The 26,864-nt window shown below is 35.7% G+C and carries 18 protein-coding genes, 3 rRNA genes and 1 other annotated feature (1 of these 22 running past the window's edge); of the genes, 2 read left to right on the top strand and 19 right to left on the bottom strand.

Annotation, left to right across the window (positions count from 1 at the left end; translation table 11 throughout):
• Positions 1–130 (bottom strand) — a binding site (T-box leader); it reaches 82 nt to the left of the window's first position.
• A gap of 170 nt (positions 131–300) precedes the next feature.
• The 6 genes from HYG84_RS07975 to HYG84_RS07950 all read right to left on the bottom strand — a co-directional run bounded on the left by HYG84_RS07975 (position 301) and on the right by HYG84_RS07950 (position 5,419).
• A complete protein-coding gene (locus HYG84_RS07975; RefSeq protein WP_212381896.1) occupies positions 301–1,497 on the bottom strand; it encodes an ABC transporter permease in 1,197 nt (398 codons plus the stop codon).
• Positions 1,490–2,215 carry an ABC transporter ATP-binding protein gene (locus HYG84_RS07970; RefSeq protein WP_212381894.1) on the bottom strand — a complete coding sequence of 242 codons (726 nt, stop codon included), beginning with the start codon at positions 2,213–2,215 and terminating at the stop codon, positions 1,490–1,492. The genes HYG84_RS07975 and HYG84_RS07970 overlap by 8 nt, the downstream gene beginning before the upstream one ends.
• A 15-nt stretch (positions 2,216–2,230) precedes the next feature.
• Positions 2,231–2,704, bottom strand: a complete 474-nt coding sequence (gene ispF / locus HYG84_RS07965) for a 2-C-methyl-D-erythritol 2,4-cyclodiphosphate synthase (RefSeq protein WP_212381892.1) — start codon at positions 2,702–2,704, stop codon at positions 2,231–2,233.
• A gap of 1 nt (position 2,705) precedes the next feature.
• Positions 2,706–3,416 (bottom strand): 2-C-methyl-D-erythritol 4-phosphate cytidylyltransferase, encoded by a 711-nt coding sequence (gene ispD, locus HYG84_RS07960; protein WP_330655608.1) that lies wholly within the window; start codon positions 3,414–3,416, stop codon positions 2,706–2,708.
• Positions 3,417–3,633: 217 nt separating this feature from the next.
• On the bottom strand, positions 3,634–4,743 hold the full coding sequence (locus HYG84_RS07955) for a PIN/TRAM domain-containing protein (RefSeq protein WP_212381890.1): 1,110 nt from the start codon (positions 4,741–4,743) through the stop codon (positions 3,634–3,636).
• 172 nt (positions 4,744–4,915) lie between these two features.
• Complete coding sequence (locus HYG84_RS07950) at positions 4,916–5,419, bottom strand: CarD family transcriptional regulator (RefSeq protein ID WP_212381888.1); 504 nt, start codon at positions 5,417–5,419, stop codon at positions 4,916–4,918.
• Between the two features lie 385 nt (positions 5,420–5,804).
• On the opposite strand from HYG84_RS07950, the gene HYG84_RS07945 reads away from it, so the two are divergent.
• Entirely contained in the window at positions 5,805–6,200 is a 396-nt protein-coding gene (locus HYG84_RS07945) for a DUF1573 domain-containing protein (protein ID WP_212381886.1), read from the top strand.
• 43 nt (positions 6,201–6,243) lie between these two features.
• Here the strand turns inward: HYG84_RS07945 and disA are convergent, their stop codons facing one another.
• From disA to HYG84_RS07915, 6 genes are all read right to left on the bottom strand, one after another.
• Positions 6,244–7,320: a DNA integrity scanning diadenylate cyclase DisA gene (gene disA, locus HYG84_RS07940; protein ID WP_212381884.1), complete on the bottom strand. Its 1,077-nt coding sequence runs from the start codon at positions 7,318–7,320 to the stop codon at positions 6,244–6,246.
• A gap of 173 nt (positions 7,321–7,493) precedes the next feature.
• Positions 7,494–8,855 carry a DNA repair protein RadA gene (radA, locus tag HYG84_RS07935; RefSeq protein ID WP_212381882.1) on the bottom strand — a complete coding sequence of 454 codons (1,362 nt, stop codon included), beginning with the start codon at positions 8,853–8,855 and terminating at the stop codon, positions 7,494–7,496.
• Between the two features lie 66 nt (positions 8,856–8,921).
• Positions 8,922–9,074, bottom strand: coding sequence for a hypothetical protein (locus HYG84_RS07930; protein WP_212381880.1), 153 nt, complete (start codon positions 9,072–9,074; stop codon positions 8,922–8,924).
• 185 nt (positions 9,075–9,259) lie between these two features.
• Positions 9,260–11,701, bottom strand: coding sequence for an ATP-dependent Clp protease ATP-binding subunit (locus HYG84_RS07925; protein WP_330655607.1), 2,442 nt, complete (start codon positions 11,699–11,701; stop codon positions 9,260–9,262).
• Between the two features lie 23 nt (positions 11,702–11,724).
• Positions 11,725–12,747: a protein arginine kinase gene (locus HYG84_RS07920; protein ID WP_212381878.1), complete on the bottom strand. Its 1,023-nt coding sequence runs from the start codon at positions 12,745–12,747 to the stop codon at positions 11,725–11,727.
• Positions 12,748–12,758: 11 nt separating this feature from the next.
• Positions 12,759–13,268, bottom strand: a complete 510-nt coding sequence (locus tag HYG84_RS07915; RefSeq protein ID WP_212381876.1) for a UvrB/UvrC motif-containing protein — start codon at positions 13,266–13,268, stop codon at positions 12,759–12,761.
• A gap of 448 nt (positions 13,269–13,716) precedes the next feature.
• On the opposite strand from HYG84_RS07915, the gene fusA reads away from it, so the two are divergent.
• A complete protein-coding gene (gene fusA / locus HYG84_RS07910; protein ID WP_212381874.1) occupies positions 13,717–15,783 on the top strand; it encodes an elongation factor G in 2,067 nt (688 codons plus the stop codon).
• 119 nt (positions 15,784–15,902) lie between these two features.
• On the opposite strand, the gene nrdJ is transcribed toward fusA, so the two are convergent.
• The 7 genes from nrdJ to greA all read right to left on the bottom strand — a co-directional run bounded on the left by nrdJ (position 15,903) and on the right by greA (position 26,670).
• Positions 15,903–18,257: a ribonucleoside-triphosphate reductase, adenosylcobalamin-dependent gene (gene nrdJ, locus HYG84_RS07905; protein WP_212381873.1), complete on the bottom strand. Its 2,355-nt coding sequence runs from the start codon at positions 18,255–18,257 to the stop codon at positions 15,903–15,905.
• A 287-nt stretch (positions 18,258–18,544) separates the two neighbouring features.
• Positions 18,545–19,057, bottom strand: a complete 513-nt coding sequence (locus HYG84_RS07900) for a thioredoxin family protein (protein WP_212381871.1) — start codon at positions 19,055–19,057, stop codon at positions 18,545–18,547.
• A gap of 235 nt (positions 19,058–19,292) precedes the next feature.
• Positions 19,293–19,409: ribosomal RNA gene (gene rrf / locus HYG84_RS07895) — 5S ribosomal RNA — on the bottom strand.
• A 202-nt stretch (positions 19,410–19,611) separates the two neighbouring features.
• A 23S ribosomal RNA gene (locus HYG84_RS07890) occupies positions 19,612–22,548 on the bottom strand.
• A 250-nt stretch (positions 22,549–22,798) separates the two neighbouring features.
• Positions 22,799–24,327: ribosomal RNA gene (locus HYG84_RS07885) — 16S ribosomal RNA — on the bottom strand.
• Together the 16S, 23S and 5S rRNA genes form the textbook arrangement of a ribosomal RNA operon.
• 359 nt (positions 24,328–24,686) lie before the next feature.
• A complete protein-coding gene (gene lysS, locus HYG84_RS07880) occupies positions 24,687–26,171 on the bottom strand; it encodes a lysine--tRNA ligase (protein ID WP_212382125.1) in 1,485 nt (494 codons plus the stop codon).
• A gap of 19 nt (positions 26,172–26,190) precedes the next feature.
• Positions 26,191–26,670 carry a transcription elongation factor GreA gene (gene greA, locus HYG84_RS07875; RefSeq protein WP_212381869.1) on the bottom strand — a complete coding sequence of 160 codons (480 nt, stop codon included), beginning with the start codon at positions 26,668–26,670 and terminating at the stop codon, positions 26,191–26,193.
• Between the last annotated feature and the right edge of the window lie 194 nt (positions 26,671–26,864).

The following is a 26,864-nucleotide window of genomic DNA, read 5'->3' as shown; positions in this document are numbered from 1 at the left end:
ACCGAAAGGATCTACTTTTTTCAACCCTTCACTCAAGGACTGGTTCAAAAACTAAAGCTTAAAAACCTTCCACCAACGGTTTTCTCTCTGCAAAGCATCATTTTTTACTATTTCCTATCATAGATTTATAACTATTTTGTTATATTCTTCTTATTAGAATAGCCAATTATTCATATAATGTCAATATTTTTCTAACACATAGAAAATTATGTACTAAAAAATGTGAATAAGTTATAATTTAAGTAATTTATTCCAATAAAATTTAAATTCAGACCTCTTAAAGGAAGATTTTATTATCTGCTAAGATCTAAAAATAACAGATTCTTTATTAAACATGTATTTCATAAATAGAAGTGATGCCACTACCAATAGGATAGAAACACCAAATGTAGTCGCAATATGAAGGGGGTTAATAATGTCCACTAGGACTTCCTTCATTAGCAACACAGCATTAAGTAATGGTACGAAAAACATGCGGTTTGATAATGTACGAATATCCATAAACATAGTTAAATATGCAGGAACCATTAGTACAATTGTAACAGGACTTAAGTAGGTACCTGCTTCCTTATAAGATTTAGCAAATACACTTATAGAAAGCATCAATCCGCTTAACATCATAGCTATAAGTAATGATGTAGCTACCAAAATCAACATAGACAGCGGAGAAATGCGAACTTCTAAAGGCATTATATTTGGAGCTATTTTAGCTGCTGCAAGAACGCCAATTAACGAAGTAATTGTCCCTAGTACAGAAGCTAACAGTACAGTTAAGTATTTACCAGTCAATATAGAAAGTCTATCAGCGCCACTTGCCAATAAAGGCTCTAAAGACATCCTCTCCTTTTCTCCTGCTCCTAGGTCTATTGCCGCTGGCATACCACCTACCACAGGATACATCATTAAGAAAAACGGAAGCAAAAATGTTATCATCATTAAAGCTGTAGCATCTCCCTTAGATTCCTGTCCTTCAGGTACATAGGCCTCTCTATTTATAATGGCAGGTTGAAGAATCTTTGGATCAACTCCTATATCTGCTAGTCTTTCAAGCCTAACCTCTTCACTATATTTATTAATAATTCCTTCCACAACAGATGTAGCCATGCTGGATTCATTACTTACCTCATCGAATATTATTTTAATATCTCCAGGTACTTTCTCATTTATTTTACTCTGAAAGTTTTCTCCTATTTGTATTATCGCCTTAATATCTCCCTTTTGTAAAGCTTCATAAGGATTATCAACATCAACTACTTTAAGTCCTACTCCACTTTTTAGATATTGTATAATATCTGCCTCTTGCTCATTTGTTTCAATAAAAACAACAATATCATTTTGTAAGTTTTTCTCCATCTTGCTTACTCCCATATTCATAAAGAAAAATAAGAGCGGAAAAATTAACATAGGTATTAAAACACTTGCAATCCAGGTTCGTTTATCTCTAAAAATATCTTTAACCTCTTTTTTAAAAACAAGCAATATATGTTTACTATTCATTTGTTCCACCTACCAATTCTACAAATAAGTCTTCTAAATTTTTATTATACTTTGTTTTAAGCTCTTCTATTGATCCTTCTTCTATTATATTACCTTTATGTATAATAGCTACACGCTCACATAATTTTTCGACCTCTACCATAGAGTGGGATGAAAATATTACAGTCTTACCTTCCTTTCTGCACTCTTCAATAAAACTATGTATAGTTCTAGCAGCTGTAACATCTAATCCAGAAGTAGGTTCATCGAATAACATAATAGGAGGATTATGCACAATAGAACGTGCAATAGCTACCTTTTGCTTCATACCCTTAGAAAATTTACCTACCCTTCTGTCTATATACTCTTCCATATCTAATATCTTTGTTAAATAGTCTATTCTTTCCTTAATTTCTTCCTTAGATATGTCATTTAATTCAGCATAGTAAGCAATATTCTCTCTAGCAGTAAGTCTGTCATATAAACCGCTTTCACCACCGAATAAAATACCAATCTCCCTTCTTACAGCTTGTTGGTTTTTCAAGATATCATGACCACTTAAAATTGCAGTACCCTTAGTAGGCTTTAGCATAGTTGCTAAAATACGTAAAGTTGTAGTTTTACCCGCGCCATTTTCACCTAAAAGCCCTAACACCTCTCCCTTTGGTACCTTAAAGCTTATACCTTTAAGTGCGTCTGCATCTTTAAAAGACTTTGTAAGACCTTTTACTTCAATCATTCAATCACCCTATTCCTATTTTTTTATAATACTGGCTATTGAGTTAGCAGCTATACCGTCGCCTACGCCTACAAAACCTAGCCCCTCTGTAGTTGTAGCCTTAATGTTTACTCTATCTACTTCAATATTTAAAGCTAGTGCAATATTATTTCTCATTTCTTCAATATAAGGAGCCATTTTAGGTTTTTGTGCAATAATGATAGCATCCAAATTATTAACTACATAACCTTTACTATCTATCAATATTGCAACCTCTCGTAAAAGATCTAGGCTATTTGCCCCTTTATATTTGTCATCAGTATCTGGAAAATGTTTTCCTATATCGCCTAAGGCTGCCGCTCCCAGTATGGCATCCTTAATAGCATGGAGCAATACATCTGCATCAGAATGCCCTAATAGTCCCTTTTCATAAGGAATGTCCACGCCCCCAATTATTAATTTTCTATCCGCTACTAATTTATGTACATCATATCCTATTCCTACCCTCATTTTATCCTTCAACCTTTCTATTTTTTAAAATTCCTTCACCTAATATTAGATCCTCTGGTGTTGTAATTTTTATATTTTCATAACTTCCCTTTATAATCTTCACAGTATAGCCTAGTCTTTCAATAATCATAGCATCATCAGTAGCCTCTATATTGCTATTTTGTAATTTTTCATAGGCATCCATTACTAGTTGGTATTTAAAAACCTGGGGTGTTTGAACAGCCCATAGAGTTTCTCTATTGGGAGTATTTACTACATCCATGCTTTCATTTGATACTTTAATAGTATCCTTTACAGGCACAGCAGCAATACAAGCACCAGTTTTATTTGCTACATCTATACCTTCTTCTATAATGCTATCAGTGATAAAAGGCCTAGCTCCATCGTGAATCAATACAATATTGCAATTATTACCTATAGCTCTTAGTCCATTGTAAACAGAATCTTGACGACGGTCTCCCCCTTCTACAATACTAATAACCTTTTTAAAATTATATTTATCTATAATAATTTGTTTAATTAAATCAACTTCACCCTTACCTACAACTAAAATTATTTCATCTATCAAACTACTATCTTCAAAAACCTCTATAGTATGGGCAACTATTGGTTTATTGCCTAAAAGTATGTACTGTTTATTATATTCTCTTCCCATACGGCGTCCTTTTCCTGCCGCTACAATAATAGCACTAGTTTTTAAAATCTCTTCCATCTCCCTTTATATATACTTTGTTTTATTTTAATTCGCACTTAAATTTTAAAACATAGTTTTGAAAATTTCAAGTGCTCAAATATTGTCAAGCTCCTGTTTCTTACAAGTTCTCCGCAATCAGAAATTTTTTCTTTGTTATACGATAATAGCCTTCTTACTTTCTTAGTAAGAAGGCTATTATTAGAATTTAAAATTCAATATTAGTTAAGTTTTTATTCTATGCAGATTTATCAACTAATGCCTTTGGTTTTGCAAAAATCATACGACCAGCTGCTGTTTGCAATACACTAGTTACTAATACATCTATAGTTTGGCCTATATATTTTTTACCACTTTCTACAACTATCATTGTACCATCATCTAAGTAGGCTAACCCTTGGCCAGATTCCTTACCATCCTTCACTACCTGTACAAGCATTTCCTCCCCAGGCAGTACTACAGGTTTTACCGCATTGGCTAGCTCATTAATATTCAGGACTGGCACACCTTGAAACTCAGCTACCTTATTTAAATTATAATCATTAGTTATAACCTTGCCATCTAATACTTGAGCAAGCTTTAATAATTTAGAGTCTACTTCTGCAATATCTGGAAAATCTTTTTCATACATTTTCACTTCAATATCTAATTCTTTTTGAATCATATTTAAAATATCTAATCCTCTTCTTCCACGATTACGCTTTAATGCATCAGATGAGTCAGCTATATGCCTTAACTCCTCTAATACAAAGCCTGGAATTATTAAAGGCCCCTCTACAAATCCAGTTTTGCAAATATCAGCAATTCTACCATCAATAATTACACTAGTATCTAAAACCTTAGGACATCCTTGATTTTCTTTTTTAGCATTACGTTCTTTTAATAAATTTTTCTTAAACACAGCTTGAATATTATTAGGTAGTTCTCCCATTTTCTTAGTTGCAATCTTTATACCAAGATAACCCATAAATATATAGATTAAGGTAGACAAAATAGAGCTAAGTAAAGGGATCGGTATAATGCTAGTAATTAGGTTGGTAATTAAATAAGAAATTATAAGTCCAATTATTAGTCCTATAGATCCTGAAACAACGTCTACAGTAGGAACCTTAGCAAGTTCCCTCTCTATCCAATTAGCAGTGTTTCTACCCTGATTAATTAACCAAGGTGATAAAATAAATAACATACTACCACTTGTTAATGAAGCAATTATAATTCCTATTATATAACTTTTAAGATCATTGGCGATATTCACCAAAGCCATAGCATTAGCAACATACACATATAATGCAAGACCCGTTACGCCACCGAGTATTGTCAAAATTCCTCGGATTATTTTATTTATCATTAGACCACCTCCTATTCATCCATTATGCCCCATTTTATTGTTTTTAAAAGCAAATACAATAAATAATTAAATAATTTTTATAAACTAATAGGAAACTTCTTTTGTATATATCTTTCAAAATGAAGTTTCCATAGATACATTCAATAAAAGCATAACTACTAAGTTAAGTTTTTTACAAAACTGTATCTGGCACAGTTTGTTGTAAGATAACCGATTCAACAAGATTAGATGCTTCTTCTTCTGATAATTCAGCCACAAGAACAAGTTCACTAATTAAAATTTGTCTTGCGTTGCTAAGCATTTTTCTCTCTCCTGTAGATAGTCCTTTTTCCTTGTCCATTAATGTTAAATTTCTTACAACTTCAGCTATCTCATAAACATCTCCAGTTTTAATCAAATCCATATTAGCTCGATATCTACGATTCCAGTTTTGATGCATTTTAGTTGTGTCAGAAGCTAATACATCTAGCACATTTTCAATTTCCTCAGAATCAATTACCTTTCTAATACCTATATCATCCATCTGATCTAAAGGAATCATTACCTTCATATCTCCAATAGGCATTCTCATTATATAATACTTTCTTCTTTCACCTAAAATTTCTCTCTCTTCAATAGATTCTATCACACCAGCACCATGCATAGGATAGACAACTTTTTCTCCAATGTTAAACATATTTGACCCTCCCAGAAAATGGTGATTTGTTATCTATTATAGTATACATTATATAGTCAAATATGTCAACTAAAACGATAATTTTATCATATGAATTATTAGTTGTCAAATACTTTTTAAGATTTTTTTAAGATATTTTTAATATATTTAGGTTTCGCATTTAAATATATATTTTTGTTCTACGACATTGACAAATACAAGTATCTAAAAGTATAATTAAGTTAAAATTCGTCTGATGCTATCACATCGACTTATGGTGCACTTAAAAACTACTCTAGATTTCAAAGTGCTTAAAATAGTTCTAGCTACCACTTTTTAAAAAAATACTCAATAGTTGAAATTCATACGTTACTTAAACAATAAAAAGACTTTAGGAGTTGACTTTATGGAGCAATTTTATTTTAACCAATTTCAAGATCAAGTGGATGAAGTATTAATAAGGCACAAAAGTATTTTAGATATTTTAAGTAAGCTTCAAGAAAGTAGTGCCAAAGTTAATCGAGCGGTGGCAAAATCCGTTACTCACTGTGGTTGTATTCAAATTCATAGTCAGAAACAAGGGATACCAGAAGATATCTCATATTCAGAATTAAAGAATTATATGTCAAATCATGTAGAAGGCTATTTATGTGATATTTGCAGAGAGAAGATAGAAGAAGAGATATCTACTACCATATTCTATATTACAGCACTGTGTAATTCATTTAACATAAACATAGATGATATGTTAGCAAACTATGCCTCTCAAGTAAAAGCATTAGGAAAATATGGACTACTGTAATTGTAAATATTAGGGGATAAAGAAATTCTTCATCCCCTTTATCCTATATATGCCTGTCTAAAAGTACTTGTTCTTGTAATCTCCTTAGTCCTTCTTTTATAGCTCTAGCTCTAACCTCTCCGATACCTTCAACATCATCTAATTGATCTGTAGACGCCTTAAGTATTTTTTGAAAACTGGCGAATTGTTTTAACAAATTATCAATTACCGCTAAAGGAAGTCTCGGTATTTTATTTAAAATTCTATATCCCCTAGGAGACACTGCAATATCTAATGCATTAACATTAGAACCATATCCTAGTATTTTTGCTATCGAGGATAAATCCAACAATTCTTCTGAAGATAATCCATGGATCATCTTATGAATATTACTCTCTTCAACTTCTAAATTAAGATTATAATCCTTAATTACGTGCTTCCCGTCCTCTACAACATTAGCTACTAGCTCTTCCATCTGCATATTTACTAGTCTACCTTCATTACCTAGCTCATAAATATACTTCTCTATTTCATGTACTATCTTTATAACCATTTCTGTTCTTTGTATTACAGTAGTTACATCATATACAGTAACTAAATCTTCAAACTCTAAAGCACTTAGATTTATCATAGCTTGATCCAATACAGATTTATATTTTTCAAGGGTTTGAATAGCCTGATTAGCTTTAGTCAAAATTTTGTTAGTATCCTGTACAATATACTTACTATATCCTCTATACAAAGTTATAATATGTCGCCTCTGAGAAATCGAAATAACCACTTGTCCAGTTGCCTTCGCCACCCTTTCAGCTGTTCTATGGCGCGTGCCTGTCTCTGCTGAAAAAATTGATGGATCTGTCATTATTTGCGTATTAGCATATAGAATTTTTTTACTATCACTACTTAAAACAATAGCTCCATCCATTTTACATAGCTCATAAAGATATGCGGGAGAAAAATCTACATTTATAGCAAAGCCTCCATCTATCATACTTCTTACATCTTCACTATCACCAACAACTATAAGTGCACCGGTTTTCGCCTTTAATACATTTTCTAAGCCTTCCCTTAAATGGGTTCCGGGGGCTACCATCTTAATGGCCTCAAATAACTGAGCCTCTTCAATTCGTGATTCTTTCAAAATTTACGCCTCCCTTACAACCTATTCATAGCTATAATCAATATTTTCCCCTACGATTAATAATTTTAACATTATTTCTCCAATTAATCTACAAATTCTACCATATTAATGTAATATTATCTAATTTCCTACTCAATTCCTATTTTTTTTAATAATTATGACAATAGATTAACCTATGATAATAATTCTAGAGCATCTCTTAATGTATTTACGCCCTTATATTTCATAATATTCCCATCAAATTTAAACTTATTTTTATCAGGTATTATAGCAGTTATGAATCCCATTTTTTCAGCTTCTTTCATCATTTTTTCTAGCTGACTAATAGGTCTTAGCTCTCCTGTTAAGCTTATCTCTCCCATAGCAACCATTTCCTTTGATGGAATAGGTACACCTCGCATACTAGAATAAATAGCCATAGCAACACCTAAATCTGCAGAGGTTCCTTCGAGTTTTAATCCTCCCACTACATTCACATAAATATCTTGATTCATTAAAGGTAGCCCTATTTTCTTTTCTAAAACCGCAATAATTAAATTTAATCTGTTTAGATCAATTCCTACAGCAGTTCGCCTTGGGAAACCTGCATTAGTAGGAGCTACCAATGCTTGTATTTCCACTAAAAGTGGTCTAGTGCCTTCAACCGTTGCAACTACAATAGCACCTTCCGCCTCTGGAGTTAATGATTCTAAAAATATAGCCGAAGGATTACTAACTTCAACCAACCCCTCTTCCCTCATTTCAAAAACACCAATTTCACTAGTAGTACCAAATCTATTTTTTAAAGCCCTTAATATTCTAAACTCTTGAGTTCTTTCTCCTTCAAAATGCAGTACCGTGTCAACCATATGCTCTAAAACCCTAGGTCCTGCCAATTCACCTTGCTTTGTAACATGAGCTACTATAAACATAGGAATATTTTTGGATTTACCAATTCTCATTAAATTATTAGCACACTCCTTAACCTGCGAAACACTCCCAGGGGCGGAAGAAAGATCTTCTTTAAATAATGTTTGTATAGAGTCTATAATAACAAACACGGGCTCGTACTCCTCAATATACTTTTCAATAACATCCACATTTGTTTCTGAAACTATATATAAATTATCAGAAAGAGAGCTTAATCTTTCTCCCCTCATCTTTATTTGCTCCTCAGATTCCTCTCCAGATACATAAAGGGTTTTTCCATAGGTTTCTGCAACAGTGCTACTGGCCTGTAAAATTAAAGTAGATTTACCAATACCTGGTTCTCCAGTTATTAATGTTAGAGATCCTTTTACTAATCCTCCTCCTAAAACTCTATTTAATTCTTTAATCTGAGTATCATATCTTTCATAAGCACCAGATTTGACATCTTTAATAGGCTGAGGTTTAGATTGACTAACTATTGTAGGGGATCGTTTAAATTCCTTTTTACCTCCTACTATCTCTTCCTCCATACTATTCCAGTTACTACATCCCGGACACCGTCCTAACCATTTAGCACTCTCATACCCACATTCTTGACATACAAACTTACTCTTAACCTTCGCCATATAATCACCTGCTCCTATTTTCTCTATCCTTATATTGTAACATAAAACTAGGACAGTTAAACTGTCCTAGTTTATATATGTATTAACATTTATATCTAATTTTTGGAGCTGTTCTAACATTACTTTTTCCGATTTTCTTGTAAATTCTTTAAATAATTCAAGATTATTAGCCTTAAAATTATACATTAAATTATTTCTTAATATTGGTAAAGTATACATATATTTATATCATTCTTCATTTTTGTGTTAATTCCTTTTATATTAATTAAATTTCTTCATATACTATGGTCATTTAAAAATTTCACAACAAAATAAACCGACCTAGGTTATAATCCTATAATCGGCTTATTTTATCAAGAATAGACATATAGGTCTGCTTCTAATATATTTTATATAATCTAATTTTATAAACTTACCTTAGGTCTAATTACAAGCTTATCGCCATATAAATCAACTAATATGTCGCTACCTGACTTAATAGTTCCTTTTAATAATTCTTCAGATAGCTGATCTTCCACCATTTTTTGTATCGCCCTTTTTAGAGGTCTTGCACCAAATTGTGCATCAAAACCTTTATGTGCAATAAATACTTTTGCTTCATTACTTACTTCAAGATTAATATTTAAATCTTGTAATCGCTTTCTTAAATCTTCTAGCATTAAGTCTACAATCTCTCCTATATGCTCTCTTTCTAATGCATGGAATACTATAATGTCATCTATCCTATTTAAAAACTCAGGTCTAAAGGTTCTCCTAAGTTCTTCCATAATATTTTCTTTCATTTTTTCATATTCATTTTTAGCAAAATCATCTTCATTAACGGTAAAGCCTAAAGTTTTTTGCTTTCTAATAGTATGAGCACCAACGTTGGAAGTCATAATAACTACAGTATTTTTAAAGTCTACTGTTCTGCCTTGAGCATCTGTTAGCCGACCATCATCTAATATTTGCAATAATATATTAAATACGTCCGGATGTGCCTTTTCTACCTCATCAAATAGTATTACAGAGTATGGTTTTCTTCTAACCTTTTCTGTCAGCTGTCCACCTTCGTCAAATCCTACATATCCTGGTGGAGATCCTATAAGCCTTGAAACTGTATGTTTTTCCATGTATTCAGACATATCAATACGAATCATAGCGTCTTCATCACCAAACATAGACTCTGCCAGTGCTTTTGATAATTCTGTTTTTCCTACTCCTGTAGGTCCTAAAAATATAAATGAACCAATTGGCCTTTTAGGATCCTTCAGTCCAACTCGCGCCCTTCTAATCGCCCTTGCAACGGACTTTACTGCTTCTTGTTGTCCTATTACCCTTTTATGAAGGATTTCCTCCATATTAAGTAGTTTTTGAGATTCTTCCTGTTGAAGCTTATTTACAGGTACACCTGTCCAATCAGATACAATATTAGCTATTTCTTCAACAGAAACTGTAGCCTCTTTATCTTTATTTCTCCAAGTATTTTTTCTTTCTTCTAATTCCTCATTTGTTCTCTTTTCTTCGTCTCTTATTTTAGCGGCTCTCTCAAAATCCTGTACACTAATAGCCTCTTCTTTTTCTTTAGAAAGCTGCTCTATTTTTTCCTCTAAGTCCTTTAAATCTGGTGGTGTAGTAACTGTAAATATTCTAACCTTAGATGCAGCTTCATCAATTAAGTCTATAGCTTTATCAGGTAAAAACCGATCTGTAATATATCTTGCAGAAAGTTCTGCGGCTGCTTTTAAAGCTTCATCGGTAATTTTAACTCCATGATGGGCCTCATATTTATCTCTTAATCCCTCTAGTATTTTAATACTATCTTCGACTGTTGGCTCATCAACAGTAATAGGTTGGAATCTTCTCTCAAGGGCGGCATCCTTTTCTATATGCTTTCTGTATTCATCTAATGTAGTAGCTCCGATTACTTGTATCTCTCCTCTAGCTAGAGCAGGCTTTAATATATTAGCTGCATCTATTGCCCCTTCTGCCGCACCTGCACCTATTATAGTATGCATTTCATCTATAAATAATATTACATTAGTTGCTGTGCGTAGCTCCTCCATTACCTTTTTTAATCGATCTTCAAACTCTCCACGATACTTAGCTCCAGCCACCATAGATGCTAAGTCTAAAGTGACTACCCTTTTATCTTTTAATAATTCAGGAACATTACCTTCTACTATTTTTTGTGCCAGTCCCTCGGCTACAGCAGTTTTACCTACTCCAGGTTCTCCGATTAGACAAGGATTATTCTTTGTTCTACGGCTTAGCACTTGTATAACTCTATCTATTTCTTTACTCCTTCCAATTACAGGATCAATTTTTCCTTCACGAGCAAGCTCATTAAGATCTCGACCAAATTGGTTTAAAGTAGGTGTATTTTTATTATTATCTACTGAAGGTTTCTTATTTGTTCCAGCAGTTCCACCATTATTTAATAGTTTTAGTACTTCTTCTCTAACATTTTGTAAATTTACTCCTAATTGTATTAGAATTTTAGATGCAATTCCATCTCCTTCTTTTATTAATCCTAAAAGCAAATGTTCTGTACCTACATAGTTATGATTTAAATTTCTAGCCTCTGCAACACTAAGTTCAAAAACCTTTTTAGTCCGCGGAGTATAGCCCAATAACTCTACAGGTTTATTCCCCACACCTATTGCGTTTACTATTATCTGCTGTATGCTTTCAATTTCTATACCTAGATTTTTTAGTGCCTTAGCAGCAATACTCTCTTCCTCTTTAATAATTGCTAATAATAAGTGTTCTGTGCCTACATAGCTATGCCCCAACTGTTGAGCCACTTGTTGGGAAAGAGTAATAACTCTTTGAGCTCTTTCAGTAAATCTTCCAAACATGGCCATATATAACCCCTCCTAAATTGTTATCATAAACTTTCTCTTACTAATTGTGCCCTTTTTATATCTCTTTCAATACCAGTTAATTCTGACTTAAAATATTTTTGTAAATATCCTGGCTGTATTATTGCAATAAGCTCATTTAATTTTTCTGTAGATACTTCTTTAATTAACTCTAAGTTAACTCCTAACTTTACATCTGAAATCAATTGCATGGCTTCATTAGATGACAGTAGTCTAGCTTGTTTAAGAGTTCCATAGGACCTAAATACCTTATCCTCCAATTCAATACTTTTTGTTTTTAATAAATTCTCCCTAGCTGCCCTTTCATTTTGAATAATCTGTAGAGTGACATTCTGAAGATTATTAACTAGTTCCTCTTCAGATGCTCCTAATGTCACTTGATTAGAAATTTGATAAATATTCCCTAGATATTGTGTACCTTCGCCATAGATACCTCTAACCGCAAGGCCTATTTTACTGGCAATATGAAAAACACCGTTAATATATCCGATTAAGCTAAGCGCAGGCAAATGAACCATAACAGAAGCTCTAATTCCAGTGCCTACATTAGTAGGACAGGAGGTTAAATATCCTAATTGCTCATCGAAGGTATATTTAATATTTTCCTCCAATAAGTCATCTATTTTATCTCCTATATCTAGACACTTATCTAACTGCAACCCTGGCAAAAGGCATTGAATACGAATATGATCCTCTTCATTTATCATAATACTAATTGTTTCTTCTTTGTTAATTAGTACTGCACCACCTAAAGTATTTCTAGCTAATGCAGGGCTAATTAAATGCTTTTCAACATAGTTTAATCTATCTATTACGTCACTTTCTTTCATCCTAATTAGACTAAAATCATTTTTAAGGGATAAATTACCACTGCTTATAGTTGTATATACCTTATCTATAATATTTTGAGACTTCTCTTCATTTAAATAGTGTGGAAATGGTATTGACTCTATATTACGAGCCATGCGAGTTCTACTACTAATAACTATATCTGATTCTGGTCCAATTCCCTTTAGCCATTTAGGCATATTAACACCTCCTACATCCTATCAATTTCACCTTCAAGTCGTCTAATATCATCCCTTATCTTTGCTGCCTCTTCAAACTCCTCTTGCTCCACTAACTGTTGTAATTTGACTTTTAAGCTTTTTAATTCATTCTTCAACCTAATAGAAGCACCTGATCTTTTAGGAACTTTACCAACATGAACAGTGTTACCTTGTATCCTTCTAATTAAAGGGGTGAGCATATCACTAAAAGTCTCATAACATATATTACACCCTAATCGTCCAGTTTCTTTAAAATCATTATATGTAGATCCGCACTGCGGACATTTTTTATTTTGTTTATAAGCAATATTTACACTTGGAGATGTATTCCCTTCTAATAGACTGGCTAAAAAACTGTGTATTGAGAAATTATTTTCAAAACTTGATATTTCCTTTTTCTTTGCACATTCATCACATAAGTTTATTTCTTCTTTTTTACCATTTATAAACTTAGTCATATGTACCGTTGAATCTTTACTCTTACAGTCTTCACAAAGCATTTCATTTTCCCTCCTATCTATAAAAAACTTCCAAAACTTAAGTCTCATATTATACTTTATATTAAAATTTTTATAATATTATAATTAATCTTATACTTATCTACAAGTATGCTCTATTACAATAATTCCACAATTTGATTAAATTTAAACAGATAACTAAATTAATTACTAGATTTCAAAGCTTATCTCTTTTTATCACTTTATACCCTGCATCTATAAATTTAATACATAATTTAGTTCAAAAAAAATATATTAGACTATGGACATATTATCAGCAGTAGCTCAATCATTGTAATGCCTTAAAATTAAAACTAAAGAATTTGTTAATAATTCCCCTTTAAGAAAGGTATTTTTAGAATTTTTTAAAAATAAAGAGGATTTTTAATAAAGATATAGAATGTTTTTATTAATCTAAAATCTATTACACAAATAGCGAGGAGGAAGGGACATGAAAGGGTATCAAGCTGACCACATTAGAAACATTGCTTTTTTAGGACATGGAGGTTGTGGTAAAACAACATTGGCAGAAGCAGTTCTATATTCAGCAAAATTGACTAATCGTATGGGCAGAGTTGAAGATGGAAATACAATTTCTGATTTTGATAAAGAAGAAGCTTCAAGAAGTATATCCATTAGTACATCCATTATCCCTATAGAATGGCAGAATTATAAAATTAACCTTCTAGACACCCCTGGATATTTTGACTTTATTGGAGAAGTGCAAAGTGCATTAAAAGCCGCTGGTGGAACAGTTATTTTAGTAGATGCCACAAGTGGAGTAGAAGTAGGAACAGAAAAAGCTTGGGACTTTATTGCAGATAGTAAAAAACCTACTTTTATATTTATTAATAAGATGGATCGTGAAAATGCCAACTTTGATAAGGTATTAAATGATTTAAGAGAAAAGTTTGGCAAAAAAATTGCTCCATTTCAAATTCCACTTGGAGAAAATGAGCACTTTGTAGGCAATATTAACGTTGTAAAAATGATAGCTAGGGAATATAACGGAAAGGATTGTGTAGAAAAGCCTATTCCAGAAGCACTATTACCTCAGGCTGAATCAATTCGAGAGCTATTATTAGAATCAGTTGCTGAAAGTGATGAAGCTTTATTAGAAAAATACTTTTCAGGCGAAGTCTTCACCGAACAGGAAATACATGACGGACTTAGAAAAGGTGTTATTAACGGTGATATAGTTCCGGTTCTTTGTGGAGCCTCTATGAAAAATATAGGCACTCACACCTTACTAGATATGTTAATAGATTACTCCCCATCACCTATGGATATGCCTTCGAAGAAGGGAACAAATCCTTATACAGACGAAATCGTAGAACGCACTCTAGAACCAAATCAGCCTTTCTCTGCGCAAGTGTTTAAAACAGTTGTCGATCCATATGTAGGTAAAATCTCTATTTTAAAAGTCATTTCAGGAAAACTTACATCAGATACTGAAGTATTAAATTCAAATAAAGATGAAAAAGAAAAAATTGCTTCCTTATTTTTATTAAGAGGAAAAAATCAAATTGATATAAAAGAAATTTCCGCTGGGGATATTGTAGCTGTTGCTAAACTTCAGCATACAAATACTGGGGATACTCTATGTAGTGTTAACCACCCAATTGTGTTTAGTAATATAGATTTTGTTAAACCACAACTTGCTTTAAGTGTTGAACCAAAAGCAAAAGGTGATGAAGAAAAAATAAGTTCTGGACTTCAGCGTCTATCGGAAGAAGACCCTTCTTTCTTATTTGAAAGAAATGCTGAAACTAAACAAACTCTTATATTTGGTCAAGGAGAGTTACACGTTAAAATCATTACAAGTAAACTTAAAAATAAGTTTGGAGTAGATGTTGAACTTAAGGATCCTAAAGTTCCTTATCGTGAAACTATTAAGGGTAAATCAGATGTTCAAGGAAAACATAAAAAACAATCTGGAGGTCATGGACAATACGGAGACGTTAAAATTCGTTTTGAACCTGCTGCTAATGATTTCGAGTTTGCAGAAGAAATATTTGGAGGATCTGTTCCTAAGTCTTATATACCAGCAGTAGAAAAAGGGCTAAAGGACTGCCTAGAAACAGGAGTGCTTGCTGGTTATCCTGTAGTAAACCTTAAGGCTACGCTATATGATGGATCATATCATGACGTAGATTCATCAGAGATGGCATTTAAAATTGCTGCATCATTAGCTTTCAAAAAAGGTATGGAAGCAGCTAAACCTGTATTACTAGAGCCTATTGTAAAAGTGAGTGTCATTATTCCTGAAGAATATATGGGAGATGTAATGGGAGATTTAAACAAACGTAGAGGTAGAATTTTAGGCATGGAGCCACAACCAAAAGGAATGCAATTAGTAGTTGCAGAAGCGCCTCAATCTGAAATGTTTAAATATGCTACAGACCTAAGATCAATGACTCAAGCAAGAGGTAGCTTTACAATGGAATTTACACGATATGAAGAAGTGCCTCAAATAATTAGCGAAAAAGTAGTAGATGCTGCTAGGGCGGCTAAATAGAAACAAAGCATGTGCAAATACTTGCACATGCTTCTTTTATTTGAGTACTTGAAACTCTAAGCAAAGCTTAGAATTGAGTACGATATAAAGTTTCTGAGGCAAAGCGAACAAATTTTATTTTATCTTACTGGACAAATACCGTTCTCGCAGCCATCATCGCCAATATCTAAGTCCATTTCCTGTTTTTCGTATTTGCTAATTAGTGAAGGTATAAAAGGCTTCATTTTACTGATTCTTTCGTTATACTCCTCTTCATCAATTGCTTCGTATGGTAATAATTGATAAAAATTATCTTCTAAAGCCAAAAATGAAAGTGCAACAACATCATCCCAGTTATTCCATATCCACTCTTCTACTTCTTCCCATTCCTGGTTTCTTACATGAACAGTTATAGAACAATTGTGATCCACATAGTTTTCCATAAATAGCTTGTAATTTTCTAACTGCTCTATTGCAGAAATATCATACTTAGTTTTACCTATTGGTGCTTTAACAGGGAATTCTACAACCTTAGTAGAACATGTCTCCCAATCTTGCCCTACCTCAGGATAAACTGGATATTCTAACTCCTCACATACCTTTACTAACGGGTCATGAGAACTAACTCTTATTCTTCTTATATAATAAGGAGAATGAGAATAATGAACACCACTAGATACAGTAGGTAATTGACTTAATGTCCCTTCTGGCTTTACAGTAGTCACCAATAGTGGTGGATTTTGTCCAATTTCCCTAGCATATAAATCCACTTCATCTCGTGCCGATTTTCTTAATATATTAAGTAATTTAGCTTGTTCTCCCCTTGTCATAGATGTAGCATTAACCATGTCTTGCCATCCTGTCATTGAACAACCAACTAGCTTATCCCTTTGTTGTACTTGATCCCAATGTGATAGTTCTAGCTCTACGCAGGTCATTCTATAACCTGCTCTTACAGATAATCTTTGAGCTTCTTTAATACCTTCTAAATCTAATGTGCCATCATCTTTTACAAAGGCCAAAACATTAATTGTAGTTAAGTTACATAATCCTTGAGAATCTAATAGAATCTCTCCACATGGATTTACTCCATTCATATTAGGTCTACGCTTTGCTGCAGCTTCTGAATTAACCCATCCAGGCTCACCAGAATAACGCATCTGCTGTATTTGCCAATGAAGTTTTTCACGAGTTGGTTTTTTTGTATAATAAATTGAGTTATTACTCATCTGTCTATGTATAATTTTTTCATCAACTATCCATTGACCATCTATCTGCTTGTATAGATTAGATTTAGCCTCAATACATTGTTGATCGTCAGCATCAATTAAAATCATTTCAGCAGTACGTCTAACTCCACCTACAACAACATTTTCTCCAATAATATTAGCAATATCTAAACAATCGATTGGTCTAAGCTTTACTTTACCAGAACCATTTATTTTTTTATTATTTTTAATTACTTTATCTATTTTATAGAACATATTCTTAAGACTTGAATGTCCGCTAGCAGTACCTCCAAAAGATTTTAATTTTGCTCCTTTCGGTCTAACGTGATCATAATCTACAATAATTGTTTTAATATTTCTATATTCATTGCTATATAGCAATTTAAAGAAGAAATCTAAAGATTGTATCCAGCCTTCTTTACTATCTCCTACTGTTATTTTAACTGTATTATTATATGAAAACTGAAGACTTGTATTATCTTCTCTCCCATTTGATGGTATAGGACTGTAATCCTTATGTATAATTTCATAATCTGTTCTTATTTTAGGTAGGTTTTTTACATCATCCTTTAAAACTCTAGCCCCTACCCCTGAACCAATCATTAACAGGTAAAAAAGATCTCTAAAGGCTTCAAAACTATCAATAACTAGAAAAGAACAGTTGTAATTTGACATAGGATAGTTCTGAGCAACAGAAGTTCCACCTACCCAAAATGTTCTTCCAGATAAAAATTGTCTAAGGTTATAAACATTGTCAAATAACCTCTCTGCCTCTTCTCTTCTAGTTGGTACTAAACTACAATTATATTCAACTGCCCTTCTAACGGTTTCCCACCAGTACTCTCTTCTACCTTCCTCTGGTAGCCATCTAGAATATGTACGGTAATATACAAAGTTTCCTAATTGATTTAACGGCGAAAGTTGATGTTTATATTTGCTAATAAATTCATCAGTTAATAATTTTTCATCAGAGTTTTTTTGCATGGTTCTAACCTTAGCTCTTTCATTTCTATAAATAATATATCGTTTAGCAACATCTTTTCTATCTGAAGACATTAGCATCATTTCTACAATATCTTGTATCTCCTCCACATGAATAGGCTCGGACTCACTTTTAATCTTTTCTTCAATTTCTGATGTAATCTTTGCACTCAAGTTTTCATCAATACCTATCTTTGTTTCTGCCATAGCTTTGTTAATTGCATTGATAATTTTAGCTGAGTTAAACTTAACTGGTCTGCCATCTCGTTTTATCACGTGTATCATAAAACTCCTCCTTGCTAATGTGTAAAATAGCAACAAAAAGCACCAAATAAACTACATATGGTACTTCTTTTTGTTAATATATACTAAATATTGTAGCACCAGTAATGCTTAAAGTCAAAATACATATCACCACTGTAGCTCTTTTCTAGCCCATTTTTTATATGTTATTTAGAAATATATATGTTTATCTTACTTTCTTGCTTAATTTAAAAATTCCTCTGATGCTATGGTATCGATTTTATACTTTCCTGAGCAATCAAAAAGGCAGCACAGCTGCCTTTTTGAACCTAATTTCTTTTCATTATTATATTAGTAATTTCTTTTATAGTATCTTTAATGTATTCTCCCTTACGGTACTTACGTTTTGCCACAATAATCTCTACTTGATTTCCCTTGTTAACAATTTCTTTAACTATCTTTGGAGTTTCAATAAATACTCCTATTTCCTCAAACCTATCATTTAGTACAACAAAGGTTGGGATTTTAGGTTTTCCACTTATTTTGTAATTGTCCATGTAGTTTTCATTACCTTCTCTAGGCAAAATACTAAATGTGATGTTTGGATTAATATCATTTAACTTTTTTATAGCGGGTAAATTGATAATACAGTCGGGACACCATAATTCTGCAAAGGCCAGTATGTATATTGGCTTATCTATTGACTGAATTTTACTAATCAATTCTTCGTCAAGTTCAATTCCATTATATACTTCTAGTAACTTCTCTATATTCGCATCTTGACTATTAGGAGCGAATACTTCGAAAGACATGCCTGATTCAAATAATTGTTGAAATATCATTTTCATACCCCCTAGTATTTCTCCACAATTCTTTGTTACTATTATACCATTATTCAGTTTTAAATTTAAGGTACTTATGTTATATTTTATAGAGAATATTATATCCTTATTTTGCCATGTGTTATGTTAACTAATATACATTAGTCTCTTTATATATTCTATTGAAGGATTCTTATTGATATTCTTATAAAAATAAAAAAACACAGTTACAATTTATGTAACTGTGTTTTTAAATATATCGCAGCGACCTACTCTCCCAGGCAGCTTCCCGCCAAGTACCATCAGCGCTGAAGGGCTTAACTACTGTGTTCGGTATGGGAACAGGTGTGACCCCTTCGCTATTGCCACGATATTTTGACTAGATTCTTATTGTATCATCTTCGTCAATAATTTTCAAGAGAATCTTAATACTTTGCAGTTTCGCATAGCAAATTTGTTTATTCCCTTACGGTCATACAAATTTGGTGCTCATTGCCTTTAACCTACCATCAATTTATTTCATAAATTGGGTTAGGTCATAAAATTCCCTCAAAACTATACAATGTTAGAATATATTGGTCAAGCCCTCGACCTATTAGTACCTATCAGCTAAGTACATTGCTGCACTTACACCCTAGGCCTATCAACCAAGTAGTCTTCTTGGGGTCTTACCTCCTTACGGAGTGGGAAATCTTATCTTGAGGGGGGCTTCGTGCTTAGATGCCTTCAGCACTTATCCCTTCCGCACTTAGCTACCCAGCGATGCTCTTGGCAGAACAACTGGTACACCAGAGGTGCGTCCATCCCGGTCCTCTCGTACTAAGGACAGCTCCTCTCAAATTTCCTGCGCCCGCGACGGATAGGGACCGAACTGTCTCACGACGTTCTGAACCCAGCTCGCGTACCACTTTAATGGGCGAACAGCCCAACCCTTGGGACCTACTACAGCCCCAGGATGTGATGAGCCGACATCGAGGTGCCAAACCTCCCCGTCGATGTGGACTCTTGGGGGAGATAAGCCTGTTATCCCCGGGGTAGCTTTTATCCGTTGAGCGATGGCCCTTCCACTCGGAACCACCGGATCACTAAGCCCGACTTTCGTCCTTGCTCGACCTGTATGTCTCGCAATCAAGCTCCCTTTTGCCTTTACACTCTACGCACGATTTCCGACCGTGCTGAGGGAACCTTTGGGCGCCTCCGTTACTTTTTGGGAGGCGACCGCCCCAGTCAAACTGCCCACCTGACAGTGTCCCAAGACTGGATTCACAGTCTATGGTTAGAACTTCAGTACTACAAGAGTGGTATCCCAACGATGACTCCACTGAGACTGGCGTCCCAGCTTCTAAGTCTCCCACCTATGCTGTACATGTAGCACCGAAATCCAATGTCAAGTTGCAGTAAAGCTCCACGGGGTCTTTCCGTCCTGTCGCGGGTAACCAGCATCTTCACTGGTATTACAATTTCACCGGGTCTATTGTTGAGACAGCGCCCAAATCGTTACGCCTTTCGTGCGGGTCGGAACTTACCCGACAAGGAATTTCGCTACCTTAGGACCGTTATAGTTACGGCCGCCGTTTACTGGGGCTTAAGTTCATTGCTTCGCAGATGCTAACAATTCCCCTTAACCTTCCAGCACCGGGCAGGCGTCAGCCCCTATACGTCGTCTTTCGACTTAGCAGAGACCTATGTTTATGGTAAACAGTCGCTTGGGCCTATTCTCTGCGGCCGGTTGAGGCTTACAGAGTAAATCTTTAACCAAAACCGGCTCCCCTTATCCCGAAGTTACGGGGTCATTTTGCCGAGTTCCTTAACAATAGTTCTCCCGATCGTCTTAGGATTCTCTCCTCACCTACCTGTGTCGGTTTGCGGTACGGGCACCTAGAAATCTCGATAGAAGCTTTTCTCGACAGTGTGGAATCAGCCAGTTCGCTACTTAAATTTCGCTCCCCATCACTTCTCAGGATTAATGTTAAAAGGGATTTGCCTCTTCTAACTCCCTACCAGCTTAGACGCACACAACCAACGGTGCGCTGAGCCTATCCTACTGTGTCACTCCATCTCTCAAACGATTTTAGGTGGTACAGGAATTTCAACCTGTTGTCCATCGCCTACGCCTTTCGGCCTGGGCTTAGGTCCCGACTAACCCTGAGCGGACGAGCCTTCCTCAGGAAACCTTAGGTTTTCGACGGGCAGGATTCTCACCTGCCTCTCGTTACTCATGCCAACATTCTCACTTCTATACAGTCCACTGCTCCTTCCGGTACAGCTTCAACCTATATAGAACGCTCGCCTACCATCCTTACGGATCCATAGCTTCGGTGATACGTTTGAGCCCCGGACATTTTCGGCGCAGAATCACTCGACCAGTGAGCTATTACGCACTCTTTGAATGAATGGCTGCTTCTAAGCCAACATCCTGGTTGTCTATGCAACTCCACATCCTTTTCCACTTAACGTATACTTTGGGACCTTAGCTGATGGTCTGGGCTCTTTCCCTCTTGACTACGGATCTTATCACTCGCAGTCTGACTCCCGAGTAAAAGATAACGGCATTCGGAGTTTGATAGGTTTTGGTAACCGGTGAAGGCCCCTAGACCATTCAGTGCTCTACCTCCGTATCTCTTAACCTCGAGGCTAGCCCTAAAGCTATTTCGGCGAGAACCAGCTATCTCCGGGCTCGATTGGAATTTCACCGCTACCCACAGTTCATCCGGTGACTTTTCAACGTCAATCGGTTCGGACCTCCACGAAATTTTACTTCCGCTTCATCCTGACCATGGGTAGGTCGCCCGGTTTCGGGTCTACGGCATGAAACTAGACGCCCTATTAAGACTCGGTTTCCCTACGGCTTCGCACCATAGGTGCTTAACCTTGCTCCATACCGTAACTCGTTGGCCCGTTCTACAAAAAGTACGCGGTCACACATAAAAAGTGCTCCCACAGTTTGTAAGCAGAAGGTTTCAGGTTCTATTTCACTCCCCTTCCGGGGTTCTTTTCACCTTTCCCTCACGGTACTATGCGCTATCGGTCACCAGGTAGTATTTAGCCTTGGGGGGTGGTCCCCCCTGCTTCCCACAAGGTTTCACGTGCCTCGTGGTACTCTGGATCACGGTCTAGAATATCATCGTTTCATGTACAGGACTATTACCTTCTATGGTGAGTCTTTCCAAACCTCTTCTATTACGATGAGTCATCATATATGACCGGTCCGCAACCCCGATAGAGAAAACCCTATCGGTTTGGGCTTATCCCCTTTCGCTCGCCGCTACTTAGGGAATCGATTTTTCTTTCTCTTCCTCAGGGTACTTAGATGTTTCAGTTCCCCTGGTATGTCTTCTATTACCTATTGATTGAGTAATAGATACTTAGGTATTAACCTAAGTAGGTTTCCCCATTCGGAAATCCCCGGATCAAAGATTGCTTGCATCTCCCCGAGGCTTATCGCAGCTTACCACGTCCTTCATCGACTCCTGGTGCCAAGGCATCCGCCTTCTGCCCTTATTAGCTTGACCATGCTATTCGCAGTTTCGCATTACAAATTTGTTTACTCCCTTACGGTCGCACAAATTTGATGCTCATTGCGTTTGACCTACCTTCGATTTGCTTTGCAAATCGGGTTAGGTCATAATCTAACATTGTGTAGTTTTCAAGGAACTATTTATCAAAGCATTACTAACCTCTAGCATATAGCTAGTATGTTGATAATACTTAGTGAGAGAGGTCTCTCAAAACTAGACAGTATAGATTGCCAATTCTCCTTAGAAAGGAGGTGATCCAGCCGCACCTTCCGATACGGCTACCTTGTTACGACTTCACCCCAGTCATTGGCTTCACCTTCGACAGCTTCCTCCAATAAAGGTTGGATAGCTGGCTTCGGGTGCTTCCGACTCCCGTGGTGTGACGGGCGGTGTGTACAAGACCCGGGAACGCATTCACCGCGACATTCTGATCCGCGATTACTAGCAACTCCGACTTCATGTGGGCGAGTTTCAGCCCACAATCCGAACTGGGACCGATTTTGTAGGATTCGCTCCGGATTACTCCTTGGCTGCCCGTTGTATCGGCCATTGTAGCACGTGTGTAGCCCTGAACATAAGGGGCATGATGATTTGACGTCATCCCCACCTTCCTCCGAGTTATCCCCGGCAGTCTCTCTAGAGTGCCCAGCCGAACTGCTGGCAACTAAAGACAAGGGTTGCGCTCGTTGCGGGACTTAACCCAACATCTCACGACACGAGCTGACGACAACCATGCACCACCTGTCACCTCAGTCCCCGAAGGGAAGGCTTCGATTAAAAAGCTGTCCGAGGGATGTCAAGTCCAGGTAAGGTTCTTCGCGTTGCTTCGAATTAAACCACATGCTCCGCTGCTTGTGCGGGTCCCCGTCAATTCCTTTGAGTTTCATTCTTGCGAACGTACTCCCCAGGCGGAGTGCTTAATGCGTTAACTGCGGCACCGAGGTTTGACCCCCAACACCTAGCACTCATCGTTTACGGCGTGGACTACCAGGGTATCTAATCCTGTTCGCTACCCACGCTTTCGTGCCTCAGCGTCAGTTGCAGTCCAGAGAGTCGCCTTCGCCACTGGTGTTCCTCCTAATATCTACGCATTTCACCGCTACACTAGGAATTCCACTCTCCTCTCCTGCACTCAAGCCCTACAGTTTCAAAGGCTTACTACGGTTGAGCCGTAGCCTTTAACCTCTGACCCATAGGGCCGCCTACGCACCCTTTACGCCCAATGATTCCGGATAACGCTTGCCCCCTACGTATTACCGCGGCTGCTGGCACGTAGTTAGCCGGGGCTTCCTCCTAAGGTACCGTCATTATCTTCCCTTAGGACAGAGCTTTACGACTCGAAAGCCTTCATCGCTCACGCGGCGTTGCTGCATCAGGGTTTCCCCCATTGTGCAATATTCCCCACTGCTGCCTCCCGTAGGAGTCTGGACCGTGTCTCAGTTCCAGTGTGGCCGTTCACCCTCTCAGGCCGGCTACTGATCGTCGCCTTGGTGAGCCATTACCTCACCAACTAGCTAATCAGACGCGGGCCCATCCTATACCGAAATTCTTTGACCTTTTAGGGATGCCCCTAAAAGGTATTATGGGGTATTAGCAATGGTTTCCCATTGTTATTCCCCTGTACAGGGTAGGTTGCCCACGCGTTACTCACCCGTCCGCCGCTAAGTTAAAATCATTCCACCCGAAGGCTTCCTGAAAATAACTCCGCTCGACTTGCATGTGTTAGGCACGCCGCCAGCGTTCATCCTGAGCCAGGATCAAACTCTTAAATAAAATTTCTGGGTACCATCTTTTAAAGATGGATTTATTATTTGCTGGCTTAATCTATACTGTTTAGTTTTCAAAGACCTCTTTAAGGGCTTATGCCCTACCGCCTTGTTTCGGCGACTTATTTAATATATCACATCTAAAATATTATGTCAACAACTTTTTAAAATTTATTTTTTGGATTGCTGTTGTAATGTTTTATTTTCCTCAAGCTTTTGCTTTTGTTTCAATTTATCTTGTTGACTTCATTTACTATACTACTTTCCATTAAGCTTGTCAACATATTTTCTGTTTTTTCGCTATAATAATATAATCCTACTGAACTAGAGAACATCAGCAGGATTATATTATGTTCTTATATATAGTTAGTCTCTGCTAGACTCTAGTGGTTTCATTGTAGGAAATAATAATACATCACGAATAGATGGTGAATCTGTTATTAACATCATCAAACGATCTATCCCTATTCCTAATCCACCAGTTGGAGGCATACCTACTTCTATAGCATTTAAAAAGTCTTCATCTAACATATGAGCTTCATCATCGCCAAATTCACGTTGTACTAACTGGTCCATAAATCTTTGACGTTGATCAATAGGATCATTAAGCTCTGAAAAAGCATTTGCAATTTCCCAAGTGTTAACAAAAGCTTCAAAACGATTTGTAAACTCAGGATTATCAGGATTACGCTTTGCTAAAGGTGATATTTCCACTGGATGCTGAGTTATGAAAGTAGGTTGTATTAAATGTTTTTCACCATACTCTTCAAATACTTCACTAATAATATGTCCCTTTTTCATTCCGGGTCTAATTTCAATTCCCAACTTTTTAGCTACTTCAATTGCTTCTTCATCAGTCTTTATTTCATCGAAATCTACATTAGCATATTGTTTACATGCCTCTACCATGGTCATTCTATTCCAAGGAGGGGTAAGGTCTATTTCTTGTCCTTGGTAAGTAATTTTAGTAGTACCTAAAGCTTTTTCAGCAGCATAGGCTACGATATTTTCAGTAATATCCATCATATCATTATAGTCTGCATAAGCTTCATACAGCTCAATTGTTGTAAATTCAGGATTGTGCTTAATAGACATTCCTTCATTTCTAAATAGCCTACCAATTTCGTACACACGGTCAATACCACCAACGATTAATCTCTTTAGATGTAATTCAGTAGCTATTCTAAGATACATATCTATATCCAATGTATTATGATGGGTAATAAAAGGTCTAGCGCTAGCTCCCCCAGCTATAGTACCTAATATAGGGGTTTCCACCTCTAAATATCCTCTATTATCTAAAAACTCTCTTATTGCCTTAATTGCTTTGGAGCGAGTAATAAAAGTTTTCTTTACTTCTGGATTAACTATTAAGTCTACATACCTTTGTCTATATCTTAAGTCGTGATCCTTTAATCCATGCCACTTTTCTGGTAATGTTTGGATAGATTTCGTTAATAGACGAATTTGACCAGCCTTTACAGAAATTTCACCTTTATTGGTTCTGAAAACTTCACCATTTATCTCTATAATATCTCCTAAATCATAGGTAACAAAGAGATTATAATCTTCTTCTCCAATTCTATCTTCTCTAATGTATGCCTGTATTTGACCATCTTTGTCCTGAATATTAACAAAGCTAGCTTTACCATGACCGCGTTTGGTCATTATACGACCAGCAATTGTTACATTTTGACCTTCAAGTTGTTCAAATTCTTCTTTTATTTGTTCACTATAATGAGTAACATAAACTTTTTCAATTTTGAAGGGATCTTTTCCTATTTCTTGTAAATGCTTTAACTTATCTATACGTATTTTCAAAAGCTCATTCAAATTTTGTTCTTCATTCATCACTAGTGTTTCCCCCAAACTATCTTGTAATTTTTAATATCTCGTACTTGGTAATTCCGTCTGGAATTTGCACCTCTACAACATCCCCAACTTTAGATCCTAATAAAGTCTTACCTACAGGGGATTCATTAGATATTTTAAGTTCATACGGATCTGCTTCAGTTGACCCAACTATCATATACTCAACTACTTCATCAAATTCTAAGTCCTTTACTTGTACAGTTGCACCTATGCTAACAACATCTGTATTAATATCTTCTTCGTCTATTATAATCGCCTTACGAAGCATGGTTTCAAGTCTATTTATTCTATCCTCTACTTGTGCTTGTTCATTTTTAGCTTCATCATATTCAGAGTTTTCACTTATATCTCCGAAAGCAATTGCTTGCTTTATTCTTTCAGCTATTTCTTTTCTTCTTACAGTTTTAAGTAATTCTAGTTCGTCCTCTAACTTTTTTAACCCCTGAGCTGTTAAAACAACTTCTCTATCTGCCATCATAATCTCTCTCTCCTCATCCTTAATTGATCTAAATTTAAAAATATATATTTAATATTTATTCTTATGATATTAGTTCATAATATATGTTCTTATAACCATTTTATACTTTTATATATGTAGTAATTTTATCCTTTTTCGATGAAAAATTTAATTAATATGCATCTATAAGAATTAATATTCATCTAATAACTTTA

The organism is Alkaliphilus sp. B6464 (genome assembly GCF_018141165.1).
Lineage (GTDB): Bacteria > Bacillota > Clostridia > Peptostreptococcales > Natronincolaceae > Alkaliphilus_B.
This window is presented reverse-complemented; position numbering and strand designations above follow the sequence as displayed.